We start from the raw sequence: 18136 nt of genomic DNA, 5'->3' as shown, positions 1-18136 counted from the left end.
TACAAACTCTTGGAAGCCCTGGACAAGTTGTGCTCTGGGAGCTGGCAAGGTTGGCATAAGCAAGGTCTCGCGGCCGCCTTGCACGGCGCCATCCGTGCTCGATCCGATCCGGGTTGCATCCGCGAGGTCAGCCTGACCGCCTCGAAGATCCGTCTCCACGATACGCCGGTCTTCATCTCGATCCGGGCAGGGGCAGGACGGCCATCGGCAGGCTTCAGGCCTACGTCGTTGACGATCGGCTCCGGCACCACCCCCTTCCCCTTCTCTCGTCTGACATGCCTAGATCGCTCGATTATCGCCAAAATTGCTAGCAACTGGCCTGCTGCCCGCTGGCATGAACTCACGCCGTGAAACTGGCGGCCAGATCAGCATCACCAAAGCCGCCTGATCTGCGGTTTCCAGCTCACACTTACGCGGCGACGCTTAGATGCCTGACAAATCCATACGTCCGGAATGGCGGACATTGAGAGTTGCGGTCGTCGGCGTCGCTGCCGCTGGACGGCGCATATAGGTCGGAAGCTAGCGCCGCTAGGACGGCAACTTTCCCCACCCATCGGGCACCGCGTCGTCGTCTGCTCGCCAGAGGGTGAGGAGCTGCGTCAAGGAGAGCCGGGCATATTGGCGCTGGACCGCAAGGCGTCACCGATGATGTGGTTTTCGGGCTATCTTGGTCGGGAAACGGCCGCTTTCGTGGGCGACTATTATTTGAGCGGCGACACGGTCGAGCAGAATGAAGACGGAAGCATTTCCTTCATTGGACGGGCCGACGACGTCATCACCACCTCGGGCTATCGCGTGGGACCGTTCGATGTCGAAAGCGCTCTGCTGGAACATGATGCGGTGATGGAATCCGCCGTGATCGGCAAGCCTGATCCGGAAAGGACCGAGATCATCAAAGCCTTCATCGTGCTGAACCAAGGGTACAGCGCGGATGACCCCGATTTAGCCTCCTCGATCCAGCGCTACGTCAAGACGCGCTTGTCTGCGCACGCCTATCCCCGTGAAATCGCCTTCGTGGAGTCTTTGCCCAAGACACCAAGCGGCAAGTTGCAGCGGTTCCTGCTCAGGAATGAGGAAATCGCCAAACAGCGGGATGCTGAACAGTCAAATAACTGACGGGTTCGGAACGAAAGGTTCGTGAATAGGTGCCCATTGGGCGCGAAACAGGATATTATTTATGGACATCAAAGGAATGGCTGCCATCGTCACCGGCGGCGCGTCCGGTCTGGGCAGGGCAACGGCGCAGATGCTGTCGGAGCAGGACGCCAAGGTCGCCATTTTCGACTTGAACGAGGAAGCCGGGCAGGCGACCGCCAAGGCATTGGGTGGCATTTTCGTCACCACCAACATCGCCGACGACGCCAGCGTCACCGCTGCCCTGGACGCAGCCGAGCGGACGCATGGCGTCTCGCGCATCCTCGTCAACTGTGCTGGCATCGCCCCGGCAGTAAAGACAGTGGGCAAGGAAAATATTCCGCATCCGCTGGACAGCTTTGTGAAGACGGTGAGCGTCAACCTGATCGGCAGTTTCAACGTCATTGCCAAATTCTCCGCGCGGCTGGCGGCAGCGGACGAGATTGACGGCGAAAGAGGGGTCATCATCAACACAGCGTCGGTCGCTGCCTATGACGGACAGATCGGTCAGGCGGCCTATAGCGCTTCGAAAGGCGGGGTGGTCGGCATGACCCTCCCGATCGCGCGCGATCTCGCCCAACACAAGATTCGCGTGATGACTATTGCGCCTGGCATCTTCCTGACGCCGATGCTGGAATCCTTTCCTCAGACCGTTCAGGATGCCCTTGGCGCACAGGTGCCGCATCCCAGCCGCCTGGGTAAGCCGACGGAATATGCGCAGCTGGTGGAAAGCACTATCCGCAACCCCATGCTGAACGGGGAGGTGATCCGCCTCGACGGCGCCATCCGGATGGCGCCGCGCTGAACCTCGGACGAAAAACCGGCGCAAGATCATCGCGCGCAGTCTTCAAGAGAATCGATCTATGTCACATGATCCTGTCGTCATCACAGGCTATGCCCGGACGCCCATGGGCGGCGTTCAAGGTGTCCTTTCCCCGCTCAAGGCTACGGAACTGGGCGCTGTGGCTGTCAGAGCTGCCGTTGAGCGTGCCGGAGTATCGGCCGATGCGATCGACCGCATCTACATGGGCTGCGTGCTGCCAGCCGGGCTGGGACAGGCACCCGCGCGGCAGGCTGCGCTCGGCGCTGGCCTTGGTGCCAACACGGAAGCGACCACGGTCAACAAGATGTGCGGATCGGGCATGCAAGCGGCGATCATGGCGCATGAGGCACTGACCAGCGGAGCGGCCGATGTCATCGTCGCGGGCGGGATGGAAAGCATGAGCAACGCGCCATATGTGCTGCCCAAGCATCGCTCAGGCGCGCGCATCGGCCATGACCAGATCATCGACACGATGATGATGGACGGTCTTGAAGATGCTTATCAGCCCGGCAAGGCCATGGGCGTCTTTGCCGAAGAGGCTGCGCGCGACTATCAGTTCACCCGCGCCGATCAGGATGATTATGCGCTACGTTCTCTATCTCGTGCCAATCAGGCGATCAGCAGCGGTGCTTTCGTTCGCGAAATAGCGCCGGTTGCGGTGCCTGGCCGGAGCGGAGAGACATGGGTCGACACTGATGAGCAGCCGGGCAAGGCGCGGCCGGACAAAATTCCGACGCTGAAGCCCGCCTTTGGCAAGGACGGCACGATCACCGCCGCCAACGCGTCCTCCATTTCGGACGGCGCCGCCGCGCTCGTCATGACGCGGCAGAGCGTGGCGGATAAACTCGGCCTTCCCCTCATAGCGCGCGTCGTCGCTACGGCGGCTCATGCCCAGAAACCAGCAGCCTTCACCACCGCGCCAGTGCCTGCCATGCGCAAGGTGCTGGCCAAAGCGGGCTAGGCTTTGGACGACGTTGATTTGTTCGAAGTCAACGAAGCCTTTGCGGTCGTGGCGATGATCGCTGCCAAGGATTTGGGCATCCCCGTGGACAAGTTGAATGTGAACGGCGGCGCCACGGCGCTCGGCCATCCGATCGGTGCATCCGGCGCGCGCATTTTAGCGACACTGCTGGGCGCCTTGCAGCGTCGCGGCCTCCGACGCGGTATAGCGAGCCTGTGTATCGGCGGTGGTGAGGCAACAGCCATGGCGATTGAACTAGGCTAATCGGCATAGATGAAGGGAGCTATTTGACAGATCACGTCTGAGGGGATGTCAGCTTATGGCAATCGGCCGAGATTTTATCTGATGGTGATTATATCGGCTGAACGTTGGCCAGCATGATCTAGGAACCGAGACATGGCATCAATCTGGTCGTCATGGGCGCCGTTGGGGAAACGGCGGACCTCGTTCAAAAACTCTTCCAGCCAAGGGGCCTCGCGCGGCAGGAACATGAGCCCGCCTTCGATCTTGTGCGACTGAACCCGCATGCGGCTGACCTTGTCGATCTGCCCAGGATCATAAGGGATCACGGGGTACCCACCGTTATCGTCGCGTAGGGTCTGGATGAGGCCGCTGCCCGCGCCCTTGTCTTCGATCAGCATCTTGTCCGGCCTGACCGTTTCCGCCAATTGCTTAATGGAATGGAGCAGCTCTGGGAATTCGACACGACGGCGCCAGACATAATCGAGATAATAGCGGTTTTCGCTCACGCGCCACAGCATGGCTACCGACCAGTCGTTGCGGGCGCAGCCCGCCCTCATTGTGCCGCTAAGTCCGCTGCCGAAGTGATAGCCAGTCATGGCTCGCGAAGGAGGCCCCTTAGCATAGTGTCGCGTATGGCTTACAGCGGTGATGATCGCGCCCAGGGTGGAGGAGGATCGGCGCTCCGCTATCTATGGGCGGTATATGCGTTCATTGGGCAAGATCACGCCGACCTCCTTCGCATAGCTGTCCCAAGCCTTGATCAGTTTGGTTTTCCGGTCCGGTTCCGCCCGGGACAGGTCGGTGACCTCGCCCGGGTCGTGCGCGATATTATATAACCCCCACTGGCCATCCCCCAGGTCAGTGATTTTCCAATCACCTTGCCGCAGCGATCGGGAGCCGAATAGCTCGGTACCTACCGCGTCTTCCGCAGCATAGACACGTTCGGATGCATTGGTGAGATAAGGGACCCAGCTCTTGCCGCGAATAGCGGTTACCGGGCGGCCTTGGAAGCTGCCCTGCGGTTGCGGAACCTGCGCGAGTTCCAGTAGCGTCGGAACTATGTCCATGACTGACGTGAATGCGTTGGCGATGCCTTTTCGCGTGAAACCACGATAGCCCGTAAAGGCTACGGTGCGTGTTCCACCCTCTGTAGCATAGGCCTTGTACAGCCATGATGGAGCTGTTGCAGCCTGTGCCCAGCCGGGGCCGATGCCGACATAGCTATTCGCGTTGCCGCGATTTTCCAGCCCGTTGTCGGCACGCGCAGTCGCCTGCTTGATTGACGGCAAGCCGCCATTTTCAATGTCCATTCCTTCCGCTCCATTGTCGGCAAGGAAGATGATGACCGTATTGTCATACTGCCCAGTGCGTTTGAGCTCTGCGATCACGCGCCCCACATTCTGGTCCATTCGATCGACCATGGCGGCATAGACTTCCATGTTACGGGCGGCGCTTTGCTTTTGCTCGGCGCTCAGGGCATCCCAATTGCCGTTTTTCTGTACAGGGGGATGAGCAGCGACGGCTGGATCGATCAGGCCGAGTTCTACCTGCCGCTTCAGCCGCTGCGCGCGAAGGACGTCATACCCTGCGTCATAGCGGCCCTTATAGCGGGTGATGTTTTCCCGCGGGGCCTGGAGCGGCCAGTGGGGAGCGGTGAAGGCGAGATAGGCAAAGAAGGGCTTGGCCTTGTCTGCGCCGCTGTATGTGGACTTCAGTTGATCAATCAGGCGGGCCGCAAAATAATCGGAAGAATAGAAGTTGGCGGGCAGTGCGGACAGAGGGCGGCCATCCTGCGTGTAGGTAAAGCCTTTTGCCGGATCTGTGGAAAGGTTGCGGCCGAAATGATTGTGGGCACCCTGCAACAACGCAAAACTATGTTGGAAGCCGCGAGCATGGGGGTCCTGACCGGGGGCGGTGCCAAGGTGCCATTTGCCCGAAAAGAGCGTGCGGTATCCGCCTGCTCCCAAGAGCTCGGCTAGCGTCGCCACGTCCGAGCGGAGATAGCCCTCATGGCCTGGCTGACCCCTTTGATTGGGCGCGAGCAGTTCCGCCATTGAGCCCAGCCCAGCCTTGTGATTGTCCGTGCCTGTCAGCAGCATCGACCGTGTTGGCGAGCAGGTCGGCGCGGTATGGAAGCCGGTAAGGCGGGTGCCGCTTTTGGCGATGGCGTCCAGATTGGGCGTCGCGATTTCACCCCCGAATGCGCCGAGGTCCGAATAGCCAAGGTCGTCTGCGACGATGACGAGGAAGTTGGGTCGCTGCGCTTCTGCTGCGGAAAGGGCCGTCGGCGAAGCGGCGCCCAGAAGTGCGCCGAGGAAGGGCAATATGGTCTTGAGAGGCCGGGGCATGGATGCTCCAAGAGACAGGAGGGGACCGCCGCGAGCGCATGCGGTCCCCGGAAGGCTGAGGGTGGGTTATTCAGCAGGCGTGAGGATGGGCGCCTGTTCTTTCTTGACGGTACGGCTGCGGCGGCCATCAATTGCCACGGGGATGTCACCGGCTACCGTGGCGCGGCGAAGGGTACGGCGTTGCAGGCCGAAATCGGCTATCGCGCGATGCTGCGTGGCGCGGTTGTCCCAGATGGCGACGTCGCCCGCAACCCAGCGCCAGCGCACGGTGTTTTCCGGCTTGGTGATATGGTCCTGCAGGATCGAGAAAAGCCGCTGCGAATCCGCGGTATTGAAGCCGACGAACTGCTTCACGAAGTGGCCGACCAGCAGGCTACGTTCGCTGGTTTCGGGGTGGACACGAACGACCGGATGTTCCGTTTCATACACGGTGGAGGCAAATATCTTGCTATATTCCTCCGCCCGTGCGGCGTCTTTGGTGCCGAGGGCATGAGCATAGTCATATTTGTTGGAATGCACCGCCCATAGGCCATCGACCAACGTTTTTAGCGCTTCAGGCAATTCTTCATATGCCGTTGCGCCATTTGCCCAGAGCGTGTCGCCTCCGGCTGCAGGTACGTTGATCGCGCGCAGGATCGATGCTTTGGGATAGGCTTCGACGAAGGTGACGTCGGTATGCCAGCTGGATGCCGCATAGCCTTCCTTCGAGTCCAGTTCGAGCAGGTAGCGCGAGCCTTCGGCAACGGGGACCGTCGGATGCGCCACAGGATCCCCCAGCAAGGCGGCAAATTGTTCATGACGCTCGTCCGTCAGTTCATGCTGTTCGCGGAAGAACAATACCTTGTGCCGGGCGAGAGCCGTCTGGAGCGCGGTGATGATTGCCGGTTCCAGATCGCCCGACAATGCGATGCCGCGAACCTCCGCACCGATACGGCCAGCGACGGGGACGATGTCGAGCGGGCTTTGTGCGTCAGCGGCGTTGATGAAGTTGTGAATCTGGTCAGTCATTGCAGGGGTCCTATTTTTGCAGGGGTTTATTCGGCAGGCGTGAGTGCGGCGTCCCGCTCCTCCAGCCGACGGCGAATTTCGGAATGTTGCGCTTCGTGCAGCGGGAAGCCGTGGATCAGCGCAGCGGAAATCAGATGAGCAATGGCGGGGCCGAGGGCGAACACCCAGAGCAGTCCATGCAGGGCTTCGGGCGTGTTGGTGACAGCTTGAGGGTTGAAGCCGAACCATCCTACCAGCGGCAGGGCGATGCCGACCGCCACTGCCATGCCTGCCTTTGACGACAGGCTGAAGGCGGAGAAGAACAGGGCGGTACGATCTGCGCCCGTACGCAGTCGGTGAGCATCAGCAACATCGGCGACCATGGACCGCAACATCAGGTTGCCCGATCCCTGAGCGAGGCCCTGGGCTACCGTCAGTGCTAACAGCAGGGCAATCTGACCCGGCACCACCAGCAGCAGGGCAAGGTTGATCGCGACCTGCGTGAGTTCACCCGCGACCGCAGCCCGGTGCTTGCCGATGCGATAGCCGATCTGCGCCCAGATCGGACCAGCGACAACGCCGAAGACAAACTGGAAGAGGTATAGGCCGCTCGCCCATTGCGGTAGGCCCATGTAGGCGGTGACGAAGAAGACGATGAGGCCTGCACGGGTGCTTTGTCCGATCGTAACGGCGAAGTCGGACAGCAGCACGCGGCGGAGTAACGGATCGCTGAACAGGATCGTGATCGTCCGGCCGAGTGGCGCGCGCTCATGATTGACGGGAGTGGCAGCTGGCGCTTCGGTGAAGGCGCGCAGCGCGAGCGGGACCGTGATGATCAGGCTGCCGATCACCACTGCTCCCATAGCGGCGAGCTTGAGTTGACCATCCCTGGGGTTCAACTGGTCAATGATCGTCGGAAGGATCAGAACGAGCAGCAAAGCGGCTGCGGCGGCGACCGTCTGGAACGTCACTATCCGTGTCCGTTCATGATATTCGCCCGATATCTGCCCCGACCAGGCGAGATACGGGATCTGGATCATCGCCGATCCGAGATAGATCGCGAACATCGCGGCCCCGAGGTAGAGGGGCGAGACGAGGCTGGCAGAAGGGAAAAACAGGGCGAGGGATGCCAAGCCGAAGATGATGGCGCCGCCAACGATCCATGGCCTGCGGCGACCAAACCGGCTGCTCGTTCGGTCGCTGAGGACGCCGATCAGCGGATCGGCAATCGCTCCCCAGAGTCGTTCGGCGAGAAAGATCGCACCGATCACGCCCAATGACAGCCCGAAATGCTGAGCGTAGATGGCAGGGAGATGGACGGCCAGCGGCATCTGTGCAGCGGCGACGGGCACCGAAAGCGATGCAAAGCCAGCCAAGCGCCATCTGTTCAGCTGTCCGGTCCTGTCCCGGGCTGGGGCATGAGCAAGCGAATGTGGAGAATAGAGCGTTGCCATCATCTGCCTCACAATCTGGTTCTGAGGGTCGCGCCGAGAGTCCGGGGGTCGCCGATCGTGCCGGTGACGAGGCCGAAGCCGCCGGGAGAAAGCGCCTGGAAGTAATCTTTATGGGCTAGGTTTCGCGCCCACACAGACAGGTCCCAGCGGCCATCGTCGGCCCGGACGCCGATGCGCGCGTTCAGGATGCCGTAACCAGGAACCTGCGCGTATCGGCTGCTGCTTGATGACGTATTGAAGCTTGACCGATGGGAATAGTCAGCGTGGCCGTAGATGACCGTCAGGCCGCTGCCCAGCGGCTGAGCCAGGTCTGCTCCCAACGTGTAGGTGAATTTAGGTACGCCGGGCAGTTGGACACCCGTGAGATCCTGCGTCGGGCTGAGCGCAGCATTGCGTTCCGGTGCTTGGGGCGCGTTCCTGTAGTCGCGGTAGGTCGCATCGACATAGGAAGCAGAGGCCGTCAACCCGATCCATTTTGATGGCGCATATGAAACATCGGCTTCTAAGCCACGCGATCGGACCTTTGGAATGTTCGATATATATTGTATTGCCGGACCGACCGCATTGATCTGAGTGATCGCCGTCTGATAATCCGACACTTCAGTCCAGAAGGCGGCCGCGTTGAATGTCACGGCGCGGTTGAACCATTGGCTTTTCAGCCCGAACTCGTAATTGTCGACCTTTTCCGGTTTTACTTCAGCGACCGCACCGGCAGGAATGTTGGTGAGGTTGAGGCCACCTGATTTGTTACCGCGCGAATAGCTGCCGTAAAGAAGGGCGTCCGGCGTCACCTTCCAGGCGAGTGTGGCCAAGCCTGAAACACTGTCGTCCGAAACCGCCACATCATAGCTCGTGCGCGGATTGAACTGGTTGCGGATGGCAGTCGCTGCGGCGGCATCGGCGGGGGACAAGGTGGACAGATCGGACCCGGCGACCCAATATTGGCGATAGACGCCCGTCTTGTCTTCATGGGTGTAGCGCAGGCCGCCAGTGAAGGTCAGGTTGTCGCTGATATGCCAATTCGCCTGTCCGAAAAGAGCATAGCTCTTCGTCGCCGGTTCCGAATAGCTGTTGGATTCAAAGCCATTCAACGCGGCGTTGGTGACGACGGGATTGCCTGCCGGGGCGAACCAGTTGGGAGCTGCGCTTCCATAAGCAGACGCGCCATATCCGCGGACGGTTTGCCAGAAGTAATAGGCGCCCAGCGTCCAATCGATCCTGTTGTTTCCGGTCGATCCGAGGCGCAATTCCTGACTGAACTGGCGTTGGCGATTGGCTTGCTGCGCCTTTGTTACGACCGGGAGGGACGTGGAATCTCCGTCATTCGCCGGGTTCCAATCCCACCAGCGATAGGCTGTCACGGACGTCAGAGCAACCTTGCCCAGGTCCCAATCAACCTGAGCCGACCCGCCATAGCTTTCCATCTCCGCTTGATAGTGACCATCTGAGTCCCCTTGACGAGCGAAGGGATCGGCGGCCAGCGGTGTGTATCCGGCACGGGTGGTACGATTGAGGAAGTTGTTGGCAATCGGCGCGCCGCTGTCATAGGTGCCGAAATAGGTGACCGGAATGTTCAGCACATAATGCTGCTTTTGGTGTGAATAGTCACCGATCAGACGTATCGAAACGGCTTCGGTCGGAGTGACCAACAACTGGCCACGGATCGAGAAATTGTCATAATCCTGCGCTTTTGATCCGTCATGGAGATTGGTGAGGAAGCCGTCCCGATGGGTATCGGCCAAGGACAAGCGGAACGCGGCTTTGTCAGCGATGATCGGTGCCGACGCGGAAGCACGGAGTTGGTGATAGCCATAGTCGCCACCGGTGATCTCGCCAAAGAATTCAGGATCGAAACTCGGCGCACGACTGGTAATATTAATCGCGCCTGATGTCGTGTTCTTGCCAAATAAAGTTCCTTGCGGACCGCGCAGCACTTCTATCTGTTGAAGGTCGACGAGGTCAAATTGCGACTGGCCGGGGCGGCCGTAGTAGACATTATCGAGATAAAATCCGACGCCATTTTCGAGGCCGTCATTTGTCAGAGAGACATTGGCGCCGAGGCCGCGAATATTGACATTTGTGTTGCGTGGATTGAAGCTGAAAACTTGAAGACTGGGAACAAGCTGCTGGACTTGTCCCAGCGTAAAATTACCTGTCTTGTCCAAGGTCTCGGCACTGACGACGTTGAGGGCGATGGGCACATCCTGCGCGTCTTCGTCCCGGCGGCGGGCAGTAACAAATATCTCGCCCGCGTCCGCTTCTGCACTGGCTACATCTGCCTCCGCAGGGGCAGGCGCAGCGATCGCGTGGGAGGCGATGGATAGAGCCAAGACCGCGGTTGAGGCGAACAGGCGGAAATGCAAATGCGCTTTATTGTTGTTGTGCGGCAGGTAGATCACTGATTTTCCTTGAATTTATTATCTTGGCGAGATGGCGGGGAACTGAGATCGGCGGCGGCAGGCGCTCCGAACACCGCAGCTGCGGCCTGGCATAGGGATATTGAGTAGCGCTGAGCGGGACACGGGAGGGGGCGCGGGGCGCTGTCGGTTGATACGGGCATGATTCATCCTCCGCTGAGCACCATCGGGGCTTTGTTGGACGGACATGTCCGGTCGCTCCCATCAGCCAGTGGCTAAGGAAGGATCGGCGTAGCGATGGGCGGGGATCAGCTTCCGACCGCGCGCTCCAGCCTGCGGATCATCTTGATTTTTACGAAACTCGAAGTCGGTAGCATCGTCATTACCCCTTGAAACGGGGGGAACACGATCCCTGGCGTGGTCGCCTTAGCATCGTGCGCTTTAGCCGTTGTTGACGCGGAGCAAGCTGCATCCCTTCAAAAGCCGCGGGCTTGCATGCTGTTAAGCATGGATGCGTTGCCAAGTGCACCATCTGGTTTATCTCTACTAAAAGAATAGAGTTGTGGTCAATCCAAGTTTTGCTTTTACGAGGCCAAATTCTCTTTTCCGTCGCTCACTCTTCGGCTGCCGAGCGGCGGTAGTTCTTATGCCGACTGCACTCTTCCCGCCAATGCGCCACTCGCGTCATCGCGGGATGGCGCCGCCCGGAAATAGATTATGGCCTCCTTCTTGCACCGAGTTGCGAATGCGCCAGGGTGCGGCTCGGGAACGCATACTCCTCCAACGATCCGCCCCGCAGTTCCAACCACCGAACGAAGCTGATCCTAGCATTGTCCATCAGCGCGAACTGAACCGGCCGCCCGGTCTTCTGCTGAACGACGATCGCCCGGGCACGAACCTTTCGGTCACAAACAATGTCGCCGATCTTGATCTTCACCAGGCCACCGCCGCGCAGCTTACTGTCGATGCGAGGTCAAAAAAGCGCCTGATCCCTAGTGCGCCCATGCTGATCAAGAAAGAATCGGATTGCCCAGATCTGACGGGGCTTTAGCGCGCTCCGCGCGACTTTGCGTCCCGCGTTCCATGATACTCGCTCGCGTGCGGTGGCATCAAATTCTTAATCCCATGATACTTCTCCTCGGGCCACAATGGCCCGGGAGAAGAACGCTCGAAGGAAGGTCGCCCCGTTCTTGCCTTACAGTGACAAAATATCGAAACCCAGATCCGGAAGGGCAGCTATTCATTATAGCTCATCACCCTTGGCTTGAGTAAAACTTTGGCGATAAGGTAGACGACAATATCTGCCATTCTGTGTTGCTGAACCCCAGCTCAGTAAGATTAAGGCCCCGACAACGGCTGACTGCGCTCGTTGCTTTTCTCCTGATATGGCCTACCTGACGGGATAAGGCGCTGCACGCGGCGCCCCTGCACTTCGGCCACATAGATGACGCCGTTGCTGTCGGTGTCAATCAGGTGGGGGCCGCGAAACTCGCCCGCTGCCTCTCCGCGATGCCCGGTAGTGCCGATCACGGACATGTTCCTGCGGTCCACCACAACAATCATGTGATTGCCCCAATCGGCGACGAACATGTATTTCTGCTGGGGATCGCGTGAAAAGGTGATGCCCGAGGCTGTCGTGGGCGAAGGTGCATCCCGATTTATGAAGACTTGCCGCAGATAGCGTCCGTGGGCCGAGAAGGCCTGGATGCGCTGGTGCATGCGGTCCGATACATAAACGGTTCCGTCGCGCGCTTTTTCTACCCCGTGCACACCGTAAAAATATTCCGGCGCGAGCCCATCCGCATGGAAATCTGCCGGGGGTGGCGCAGGGCGCGGATCGGGCGGGGCTTTCCCATAAGCGCCCCACATGCGCCGGAACGCGCCGTCGTCCTTGCCGAACACGACCAGCCGTTGATTGCCGTATCCGTCCGCAACATAGGCGGCCTGTTCGCGGTCATCGATGAAGATGTCAGCCGCTGCGTGCACATTCCGCCGGTCCTCATTGCCGGTGCTTTTTCCGCGCTGCCCGATCTGCCGGACGAAACGCCCCTGCGCGTCAAAGACGAGAAGCATGTCGTCGCCCTCCGCCTCCACCCGACTGCCGCTGATCCAGATATCGCCATTGGCCGCTATCGCCAGACTATGCTCTTTGCCCGGCCACTCATAGCCTGGGCCCGGCCCTCCAAAGCCACGAACATATCTGCCGTCCCTGTCGAATTCCATGATCGGCGGCGCGACGTTCGCTGGAGTGCGGCCGGTAACTGTTTGGGGACGGTGCAGGACCCACAGGTGATCGTTCTTGTCCACGGCGACCGCCACCATCTCTCCGGTTGCGAGGTCCACGGGCATTTTGAGCCACTGCGTATCGAACCGGAATGATGGCATGGGCAACTGAGCCGTTTCGCCTTTCATCGGAAGAGGCGCGCACGTGGTCGTGGCAAGGGTCAGCAAGAGAGCAAGATGGCGGATCATGCGTATCTCTCCAATGATTGGTATCGATGTGGCTGCGATCTACGCGGTCGAGGCCTGCTGCCAAATGCTGGAGCCATGGCCGCCGTCTTTCAGTCCTATCCCGCAAGCTCCCGCCGCAATATTCGTTGCGATGGGAGATCGTCTGACACAAATGCGTCGATGATCTGCGCGATCGTTGTGTCACCCTCGAACCCCAGCGCCCGGGCCGTCGCGTCATCCCAGGCCGCTGGCCAACTCGCGACAATCTTCTCGATCGCGGCATCCGGTACGTCGCTCACCATCTGCCGTGCCGTCTGGCCTCCGATGATCTCCAACGCGTCTAGTATCTCACCCACGGTGACGGACAATCCGGGCAAGTTTACAATCCGCCGCGCGCCCAAACTGGAGGTGTCCAAGGCACCGGCGTGCACCAGCGCGGCGATCGCTCTCCGCGGCGACAGCAGCCAGAGAGCGGTATCGTGCGGTACTGGGCAGATCGCCGCCTGTCCGGACATCGGTTCGCGGATGATGCTGCTAGCGAAAGAAGATGCAGCCCTGTTGGGCAGGCCGGGACGAACGCTGATCGTGGGCAGGCGCAGGGTCAGCCCTTCGATAAAGCCGCGCCGACTGTATTCGGCTACCAGCAGTTCCACGACCGCTTTCTCCATCCCGTAGGATGAGCGCGGATCGACCGCGCTCTCGTCATTGATGGGCGCGCTGGGATCGGATGGCCCGAAGACCGCGACTGAGCTGGTGAAGATCACCCGCGGACACCGGCCGGCTGCGCGGCATTCATCCAGCAACAGCCGCGCAGCGTCGATGTTGACACGCATGCCAAGGTCGAAATTGGCCTCGGCTTCGCTGCTGACCACGGCGGCGAGATGGTAGATGACATCAGCCTCAGCTACGAGGCGCGCGACGAAGGTACGGTCGCACGCGTCTCCGACAGCATAATGGACCCTCGCGTCATCAAAATCAGGGCCCGCCACGCGGTCAGCCAGCAGAAGATGTGAGCGGCCCTTTGTGAAGCCGTCCTGCGCCAGCAGCGCGTGGGCCAGCTTCTGACCCAGGAAACCGGAGCCGCCGGTGATGACGATGTTCATTGCGCACCGCCTGGCGCGCCGAACACGCGATGAAGTTCTTCGATCTGCGTGGCATTCAACGGCCGGGTTGGCGTACCGCGCAGCAACAGGAACAGCTTGGCCGTCTCCTCCAGCTCCTCGATCGCGTTAGCCGCTTCGGCCAGCGATTTGCCCGCGACGATGGGACCATGATTGGCCAGCAATATGGCAGCGTTGGCCGATGCCATGCTGCCGATCTGGTCCGCAAGCGCTGGGTCCCCGGGGCGATGATAGGGGATCAGCGGCAATCGACCGACCTTCATCACATGATAGGCGGTCAGCGGTGGCAGGCAATCGGACGGATCGAGGCCGTCCATACACGACACGGCTGCCGAATGTGTGGCGTGAAGATGGACTATCGCATGAGCGCCCGGTCGGGCGTCGTAGACCGCCCGATGCAGAAATTCCTCCTTTGACGGCGGATCGCCCGCTATCCTGCCGCCATCTGGTGCGAGCACTGAAAGACGCTCGACGTCCAGGTCACCCAGACGCGAATTGGTAGGCGTCATGATGATGCGTCCGTCCGCCAGCCTGGCGCTGATGTTGCCGCTGCTGCCCGGCGCCAGGCCGAGGTCGCACAGGCGGTACCCCAGGCGCACGATATCCGTACGGATGGCAAGCGCAGGATCATCAGTCATCATAAGTGCTCCCAGGCTTTCAGGAAGAAGTCGTCGCTGCCGAAATTTCCTGATTTCAGCGTCAGCAGCAGTGGCGGACCCTCGTCCCGCGCTGCAATGGTCCACGGCACGCCGGGATCGATTTCTGGTCCGATGTCAATCCGGCCGAGCCCCAGCCGACTGACCACAGCCCCCGATGTTTCGCCGCCCGCGACGATCAGCGCGCCACCGCCATCCTCAAACAGATAGGCGGCCATCTCCGCGAGGATAGCTTCGAATGCGGCGCTGGCTCCATCGGGCCACGCGCGGCGCTGCGCTTCCACCATGTCGGGCGTTGCGGTCGAATAGATCAGCAGCGGCCGATCGAGCGCCTGCTTGTCGATCCAGTCCTTCGCACCGGCGACGACTTGTTGCGGTGTCTCTCCTGCACGCAGCGACAGCCGAAGGGATGGATATCGCTCGGCAGCCAGCTCGACCTGGCGTCGCGTGGCGGCGGAGCAACTGCCGGCAAGGATTGCGCGCCGGGACGCGCCAGCTTCGGGCAACGGCGCCGATGCGCGGCAAGCGTCAGGCGGCGCCAGCGCGCGGGCGATGCCCGAAGCAAGGCCAGAAGCGCCCGATGCCAGCGGCACTCCTGCGCAATATTGTCCAAGCAGCGCGAGGTCCTCGTCGCAGATGGCATCCGCGATGACGGCAATCATGCCCGCGCCACAGTGTTCCGCCATCGCTTCGGCGGCCGCTCCTGCTGCAAGGATTTCACGCGGCAGAAGGCCGACTGTACCGCGCGTCTGGCGTTGCAAAACCCGAACCAGATCGGCATCCAGCATCGGATTGAGCGGATGATCGCGCATGGTCGATTCATTCAGCAGCCGATCGCCGACAAACAGATGTCCCTGATAAACGGTCCGGCCTGTCGCTGGGAAGGCCGGGCAGGCGATCACTGCTTCAACACCCAGGTCCGCCGCCATGGCTTCGAGCACGGGCCCGATATTGCCCGCATCGGTCGAATCAAAGGTCGAACAATATTTGAAGTATAAGCGCTCGCACCCAGCCTGCTTCAGCCAGCGCAGGGCTGCAAGCGATTGTTCGGCCGCCGCATCGGGCGCAATCGAGCGCGACTTGAGCGCAATCACGACGGCGTCAATCTCGGCAAGGTCAAGATCAGCGGGTATTCCGAACAGCAGCGACGTTCTTAATCCCCGGCTCGCCAGTTCGTTGGCCAAGTCGGTTGCCCCGGTAAAGTCGTCGGCGATACATCCCAGTCGCATGGCGGCTCCTTCAGCGGCCGCATTGACACATACAAACTTGTCTGACAACCAGACAGGCATGGAAAATACGAACGGTATCGTAGGGGAGGGCGCTGCTCCGGCGCAGGCAGATGCTGTCTATCGCAAGGTCAAGTGGCGGCTCGTTCCGTTCCTCATGGCCTGCTACGTCGTCGCTTATCTCGACCGGGTGAATGTCGGATTTGCAAAGTTAGGAATGTCGGGCGAGCTCGGCATCAGCGAAGCTGCATACGGACTTGGCGCGGGCATCTTCTTCATCGGCTATTTCCTGTTCGAAATTCCGAGCAACATGGCGCTCCACCGGTTCGGCGCGCGGCGCTGGATCGCCAGGATCATGATCAGCTGGGCCGTCGTATCGGCTGGCTGCGCCTTTATAGAAGGCGAAATGTCCTTCTATATCCTGCGCTTCCTGCTGGGCGTGGCCGAAGCCGGTTTCTTCCCCGGCATCATCCTCTATCTGAGCTATTGGTTTCCGTCATCCCGCCGGGGTGAAGTCATCGCGCTCTTCATGGTCTCTATTCCGCTAGCCGGCATCGTCGGCGGGCCGTTATCCGGTTTGATCATGGAGGGGATGGACGGAATTGGCGGTTGGGGCGGCTGGCGCTGGATGTTCGTGATCGAGGCTCTGCCCGCTGTCGTTCTGGGCTGTCTCGTACCGCGGATGCTGCCTTCGCGGCCTGCCGAGGCGGATTGGCTCGATGACAGCGAATGTGCATGGATCGAACGGGATCTTGCCGCCGATGAACCCGAAGGCGTGCGCCATCACGCGCGCATCCGCGATGTGTTCGGCGACCCGCAGATCATGCGATTGGCCCTGATCTACTTCGGCTGCATCATGGGCCAATATGGCTTCACCTTCTGGCTACCGACGATGATCGATGACATTTCGGGCGGTTCGCCGTTGGTTGTCGGGCTGTTTTCGGTGCTCCCATATGCTTGTGCAGCCGTCGTGATGCTGCTGGTTGGACGCAGTTCGGATCGCACCGGCGAACGCCGTTGGCACCTTATTCTGCCCTTGCTGGTGGGCGCGGCCGCGCTTATCGTGACGCCAATGGCGCAAAACCCCTTACCAGCTATCGCCCTCCTGTGCCTTGCTGCGGCATCGACGCTCACCGCCAGTCCACTTTTCTGGAACCTCCCAACGGCGTTCCTGCGCGGCAGCGCCGCTGCTGTGGGGATCGCCGCGATCAATTCGGTTGGCAACCTGGCAGGCTTTGCCAGTCCGCTGCTGATCGGATGGATCAGCGGAACGACGGGCAGCCGGGCAACCGCGACGGCGGTACTCGCACTTATATTGATCGTCGCCGCCATCGCCGTATTCGCCGGATCGCGATCACCGGCCAAAGCTGCGCTCGGTTCGCGATGATAGGAAAGCCCGATTGTTCGTTTCTTGCAGTTGGCGTGATGGAAGATTGCTTTTGGTCAACCCATGATGCGTGAATTGGATCGCGGTCCCGCTCTCCCCCTTACAGGTTCTGATCATCACAGCGGACGCCGTTCGCAGTGGATAGCGCGCCTAATAATTGAGCATATCGAGAGCCACGATCTCGTTCCCGGTGCCAAGTTGCCGTCGGAAAATGCCCTCGCGCAGCGTTTCAGCGTGAGCCGTTCGGTCATTCGGGAGGCGATCGCCATGCTCCGCGCTGAAGGGCGCGTGGAGACGGTTCAGGGCAGCGGTGCCTTCGTCCGTCTTCCTGATGCCGGAGGGCCCGAACTGGACACGCTGACGCAGTCTTCTGTGAAGTCGTTGATCGATCTTATCGGCGTGCGACGTGTGGTCGAGAGCGAGATTGCAGCGATCGCGGCAGCGGAAAGAACGCGCGAGGCCATGGCGGCAATTGACCGGGCATTGGATCGACTGCGGCGAGTCCAGCAGGCCGGGGAACTCGGCGTCATCGAAGACCGCGCGTTCCATGCCAGCATCGCCGACGCGTGCGGCAATGATTATTGGCGTAAGGTCGTCCATGCCCTCGCACGGCCCATCGAGGTAGCGATCGGAGTAACACGGTCGAACGAGGCGCTCAGCGGCGATCTCGTTCGCGCCGTGGACGAAGAGCATGGCGCTATTCGGGATGCGATCGCCGCCGGCGATCCCGATCAGGCTCGCGCTGCGGCGGTTCGCCATATGGAATGCTCGGCTCAGAGAATTTTGAGTGCTGACCGGGCGTTTTGGCGCACTGGCGGCGGCGGAATTTCCCGACTAAGCCAGGCTGACTAATCTGAGAGTCAAGCTCGCAGCAAGATGGGGCCTCCAAAAGCCCGTTTTCTCCTCGCCGCCAATCTCTTTGCTCCCATGGGGAAAGGTTTTGACGGAAGATTGCGAATAGTCTGGTCGAAGCAACGTACAAGGAATT

Annotated in this window: 14 protein-coding genes and 1 pseudogene; 6 read left to right on the top strand and 9 right to left on the bottom strand. The window is 60.6% G+C overall.

Going from position 1 to position 18136, the window contains the following annotated elements; translation table 11 throughout:
• Positions 1–645: 645 nt before the first annotated feature.
• From SPHS8_RS06940 to SPHS8_RS06930, 3 genes and pseudogenes are all read left to right on the top strand, one after another.
• Entirely contained in the window at positions 646–1116 is a 471-nt protein-coding gene (locus SPHS8_RS06940) for an AMP-binding enzyme (protein WP_328805324.1), read from the top strand.
• Positions 1117–1177: 61 nt separating this feature from the next.
• Positions 1178–1939, top strand: coding sequence for a 3-hydroxyacyl-CoA dehydrogenase (locus SPHS8_RS06935; RefSeq protein WP_201514800.1), 762 nt, complete (start codon positions 1178–1180; stop codon positions 1937–1939).
• Between the two features lie 58 nt (positions 1940–1997).
• A pseudogene (locus tag SPHS8_RS06930) lies at positions 1998–3182 on the top strand (acetyl-CoA C-acyltransferase).
• 74 nt (positions 3183–3256) lie between these two features.
• Here the strand turns inward: SPHS8_RS06930 and terL are convergent.
• The 5 genes from terL to SPHS8_RS06905 form a co-directional block, all read right to left on the bottom strand.
• Positions 3257–3757 (bottom strand): phage terminase large subunit, encoded by a 501-nt coding sequence (gene terL / locus SPHS8_RS06925; RefSeq protein ID WP_201514799.1) that lies wholly within the window; start codon positions 3755–3757, stop codon positions 3257–3259.
• A 93-nt stretch (positions 3758–3850) separates the two neighbouring features.
• On the bottom strand, positions 3851–5509 hold the full coding sequence (locus tag SPHS8_RS06920; protein WP_201514798.1) for an arylsulfatase: 1659 nt from the start codon (positions 5507–5509) through the stop codon (positions 3851–3853).
• Between the two features lie 66 nt (positions 5510–5575).
• Positions 5576–6517, bottom strand: a complete 942-nt coding sequence (locus SPHS8_RS06915; protein ID WP_201514797.1) for a TauD/TfdA dioxygenase family protein — start codon at positions 6515–6517, stop codon at positions 5576–5578.
• A gap of 26 nt (positions 6518–6543) precedes the next feature.
• Complete coding sequence (locus SPHS8_RS06910; protein ID WP_236574998.1) at positions 6544–7872, bottom strand: MFS transporter; 1329 nt, start codon at positions 7870–7872, stop codon at positions 6544–6546.
• 86 nt (positions 7873–7958) lie between these two features.
• On the bottom strand, positions 7959–10349 hold the full coding sequence (locus SPHS8_RS06905) for a TonB-dependent receptor (RefSeq protein ID WP_236574997.1): 2391 nt from the start codon (positions 10347–10349) through the stop codon (positions 7959–7961).
• Between the two features lie 703 nt (positions 10350–11052).
• On the opposite strand from SPHS8_RS06905, the gene SPHS8_RS06900 reads away from it, so the two are divergent.
• Positions 11053–11358, top strand: a complete 306-nt coding sequence (locus tag SPHS8_RS06900; RefSeq protein ID WP_201514795.1) for a hypothetical protein — start codon at positions 11053–11055, stop codon at positions 11356–11358.
• A 287-nt stretch (positions 11359–11645) separates the two neighbouring features.
• On the opposite strand, the gene SPHS8_RS06895 is transcribed toward SPHS8_RS06900, so the two are convergent.
• The 4 genes from SPHS8_RS06895 to otnK form a co-directional block, all read right to left on the bottom strand.
• Positions 11646–12779, bottom strand: a complete 1134-nt coding sequence (locus SPHS8_RS06895) for a hypothetical protein (RefSeq protein ID WP_201514794.1) — start codon at positions 12777–12779, stop codon at positions 11646–11648.
• 95 nt (positions 12780–12874) lie between these two features.
• The gene (denD, locus tag SPHS8_RS06890) at positions 12875–13861 is read right to left on the bottom strand and encodes a D-erythronate dehydrogenase (RefSeq protein ID WP_201514793.1); all 987 of its coding nucleotides are present in this window, start codon (positions 13859–13861) and stop codon (positions 12875–12877) included.
• Entirely contained in the window at positions 13858–14520 is a 663-nt protein-coding gene (gene otnC, locus SPHS8_RS06885; protein WP_236574996.1) for a 3-oxo-tetronate 4-phosphate decarboxylase, read from the bottom strand. The genes denD and otnC overlap by 4 nt, the downstream gene beginning before the upstream one ends.
• Entirely contained in the window at positions 14517–15764 is a 1248-nt protein-coding gene (gene otnK, locus SPHS8_RS06880; RefSeq protein ID WP_201514791.1) for a 3-oxo-tetronate kinase, read from the bottom strand. The genes otnC and otnK overlap by 4 nt, the downstream gene beginning before the upstream one ends.
• Positions 15765–15822: 58 nt before the next feature.
• On the opposite strand from otnK, the gene SPHS8_RS06875 reads away from it, so the two are divergent.
• On the top strand, positions 15823–17148 hold the full coding sequence (locus SPHS8_RS06875; RefSeq protein ID WP_201514790.1) for an MFS transporter: 1326 nt from the start codon (positions 15823–15825) through the stop codon (positions 17146–17148).
• Between the two features lie 63 nt (positions 17149–17211).
• On the top strand, positions 17212–18000 hold the full coding sequence (locus SPHS8_RS06870) for a FadR/GntR family transcriptional regulator (protein ID WP_201514789.1): 789 nt from the start codon (positions 17212–17214) through the stop codon (positions 17998–18000).
• Positions 18001–18136 lie beyond the last annotated feature (136 nt).

The organism is Sphingobium sp. S6 (assembly GCF_905120495.1).
In the GTDB taxonomy this organism is placed as follows: Bacteria; Pseudomonadota; Alphaproteobacteria; order Sphingomonadales; family Sphingomonadaceae; genus Sphingobium; species Sphingobium agri.
Note: the sequence above shows the minus strand (reverse complement) of the source record. Positions and strands in the feature narration are given on the sequence as shown.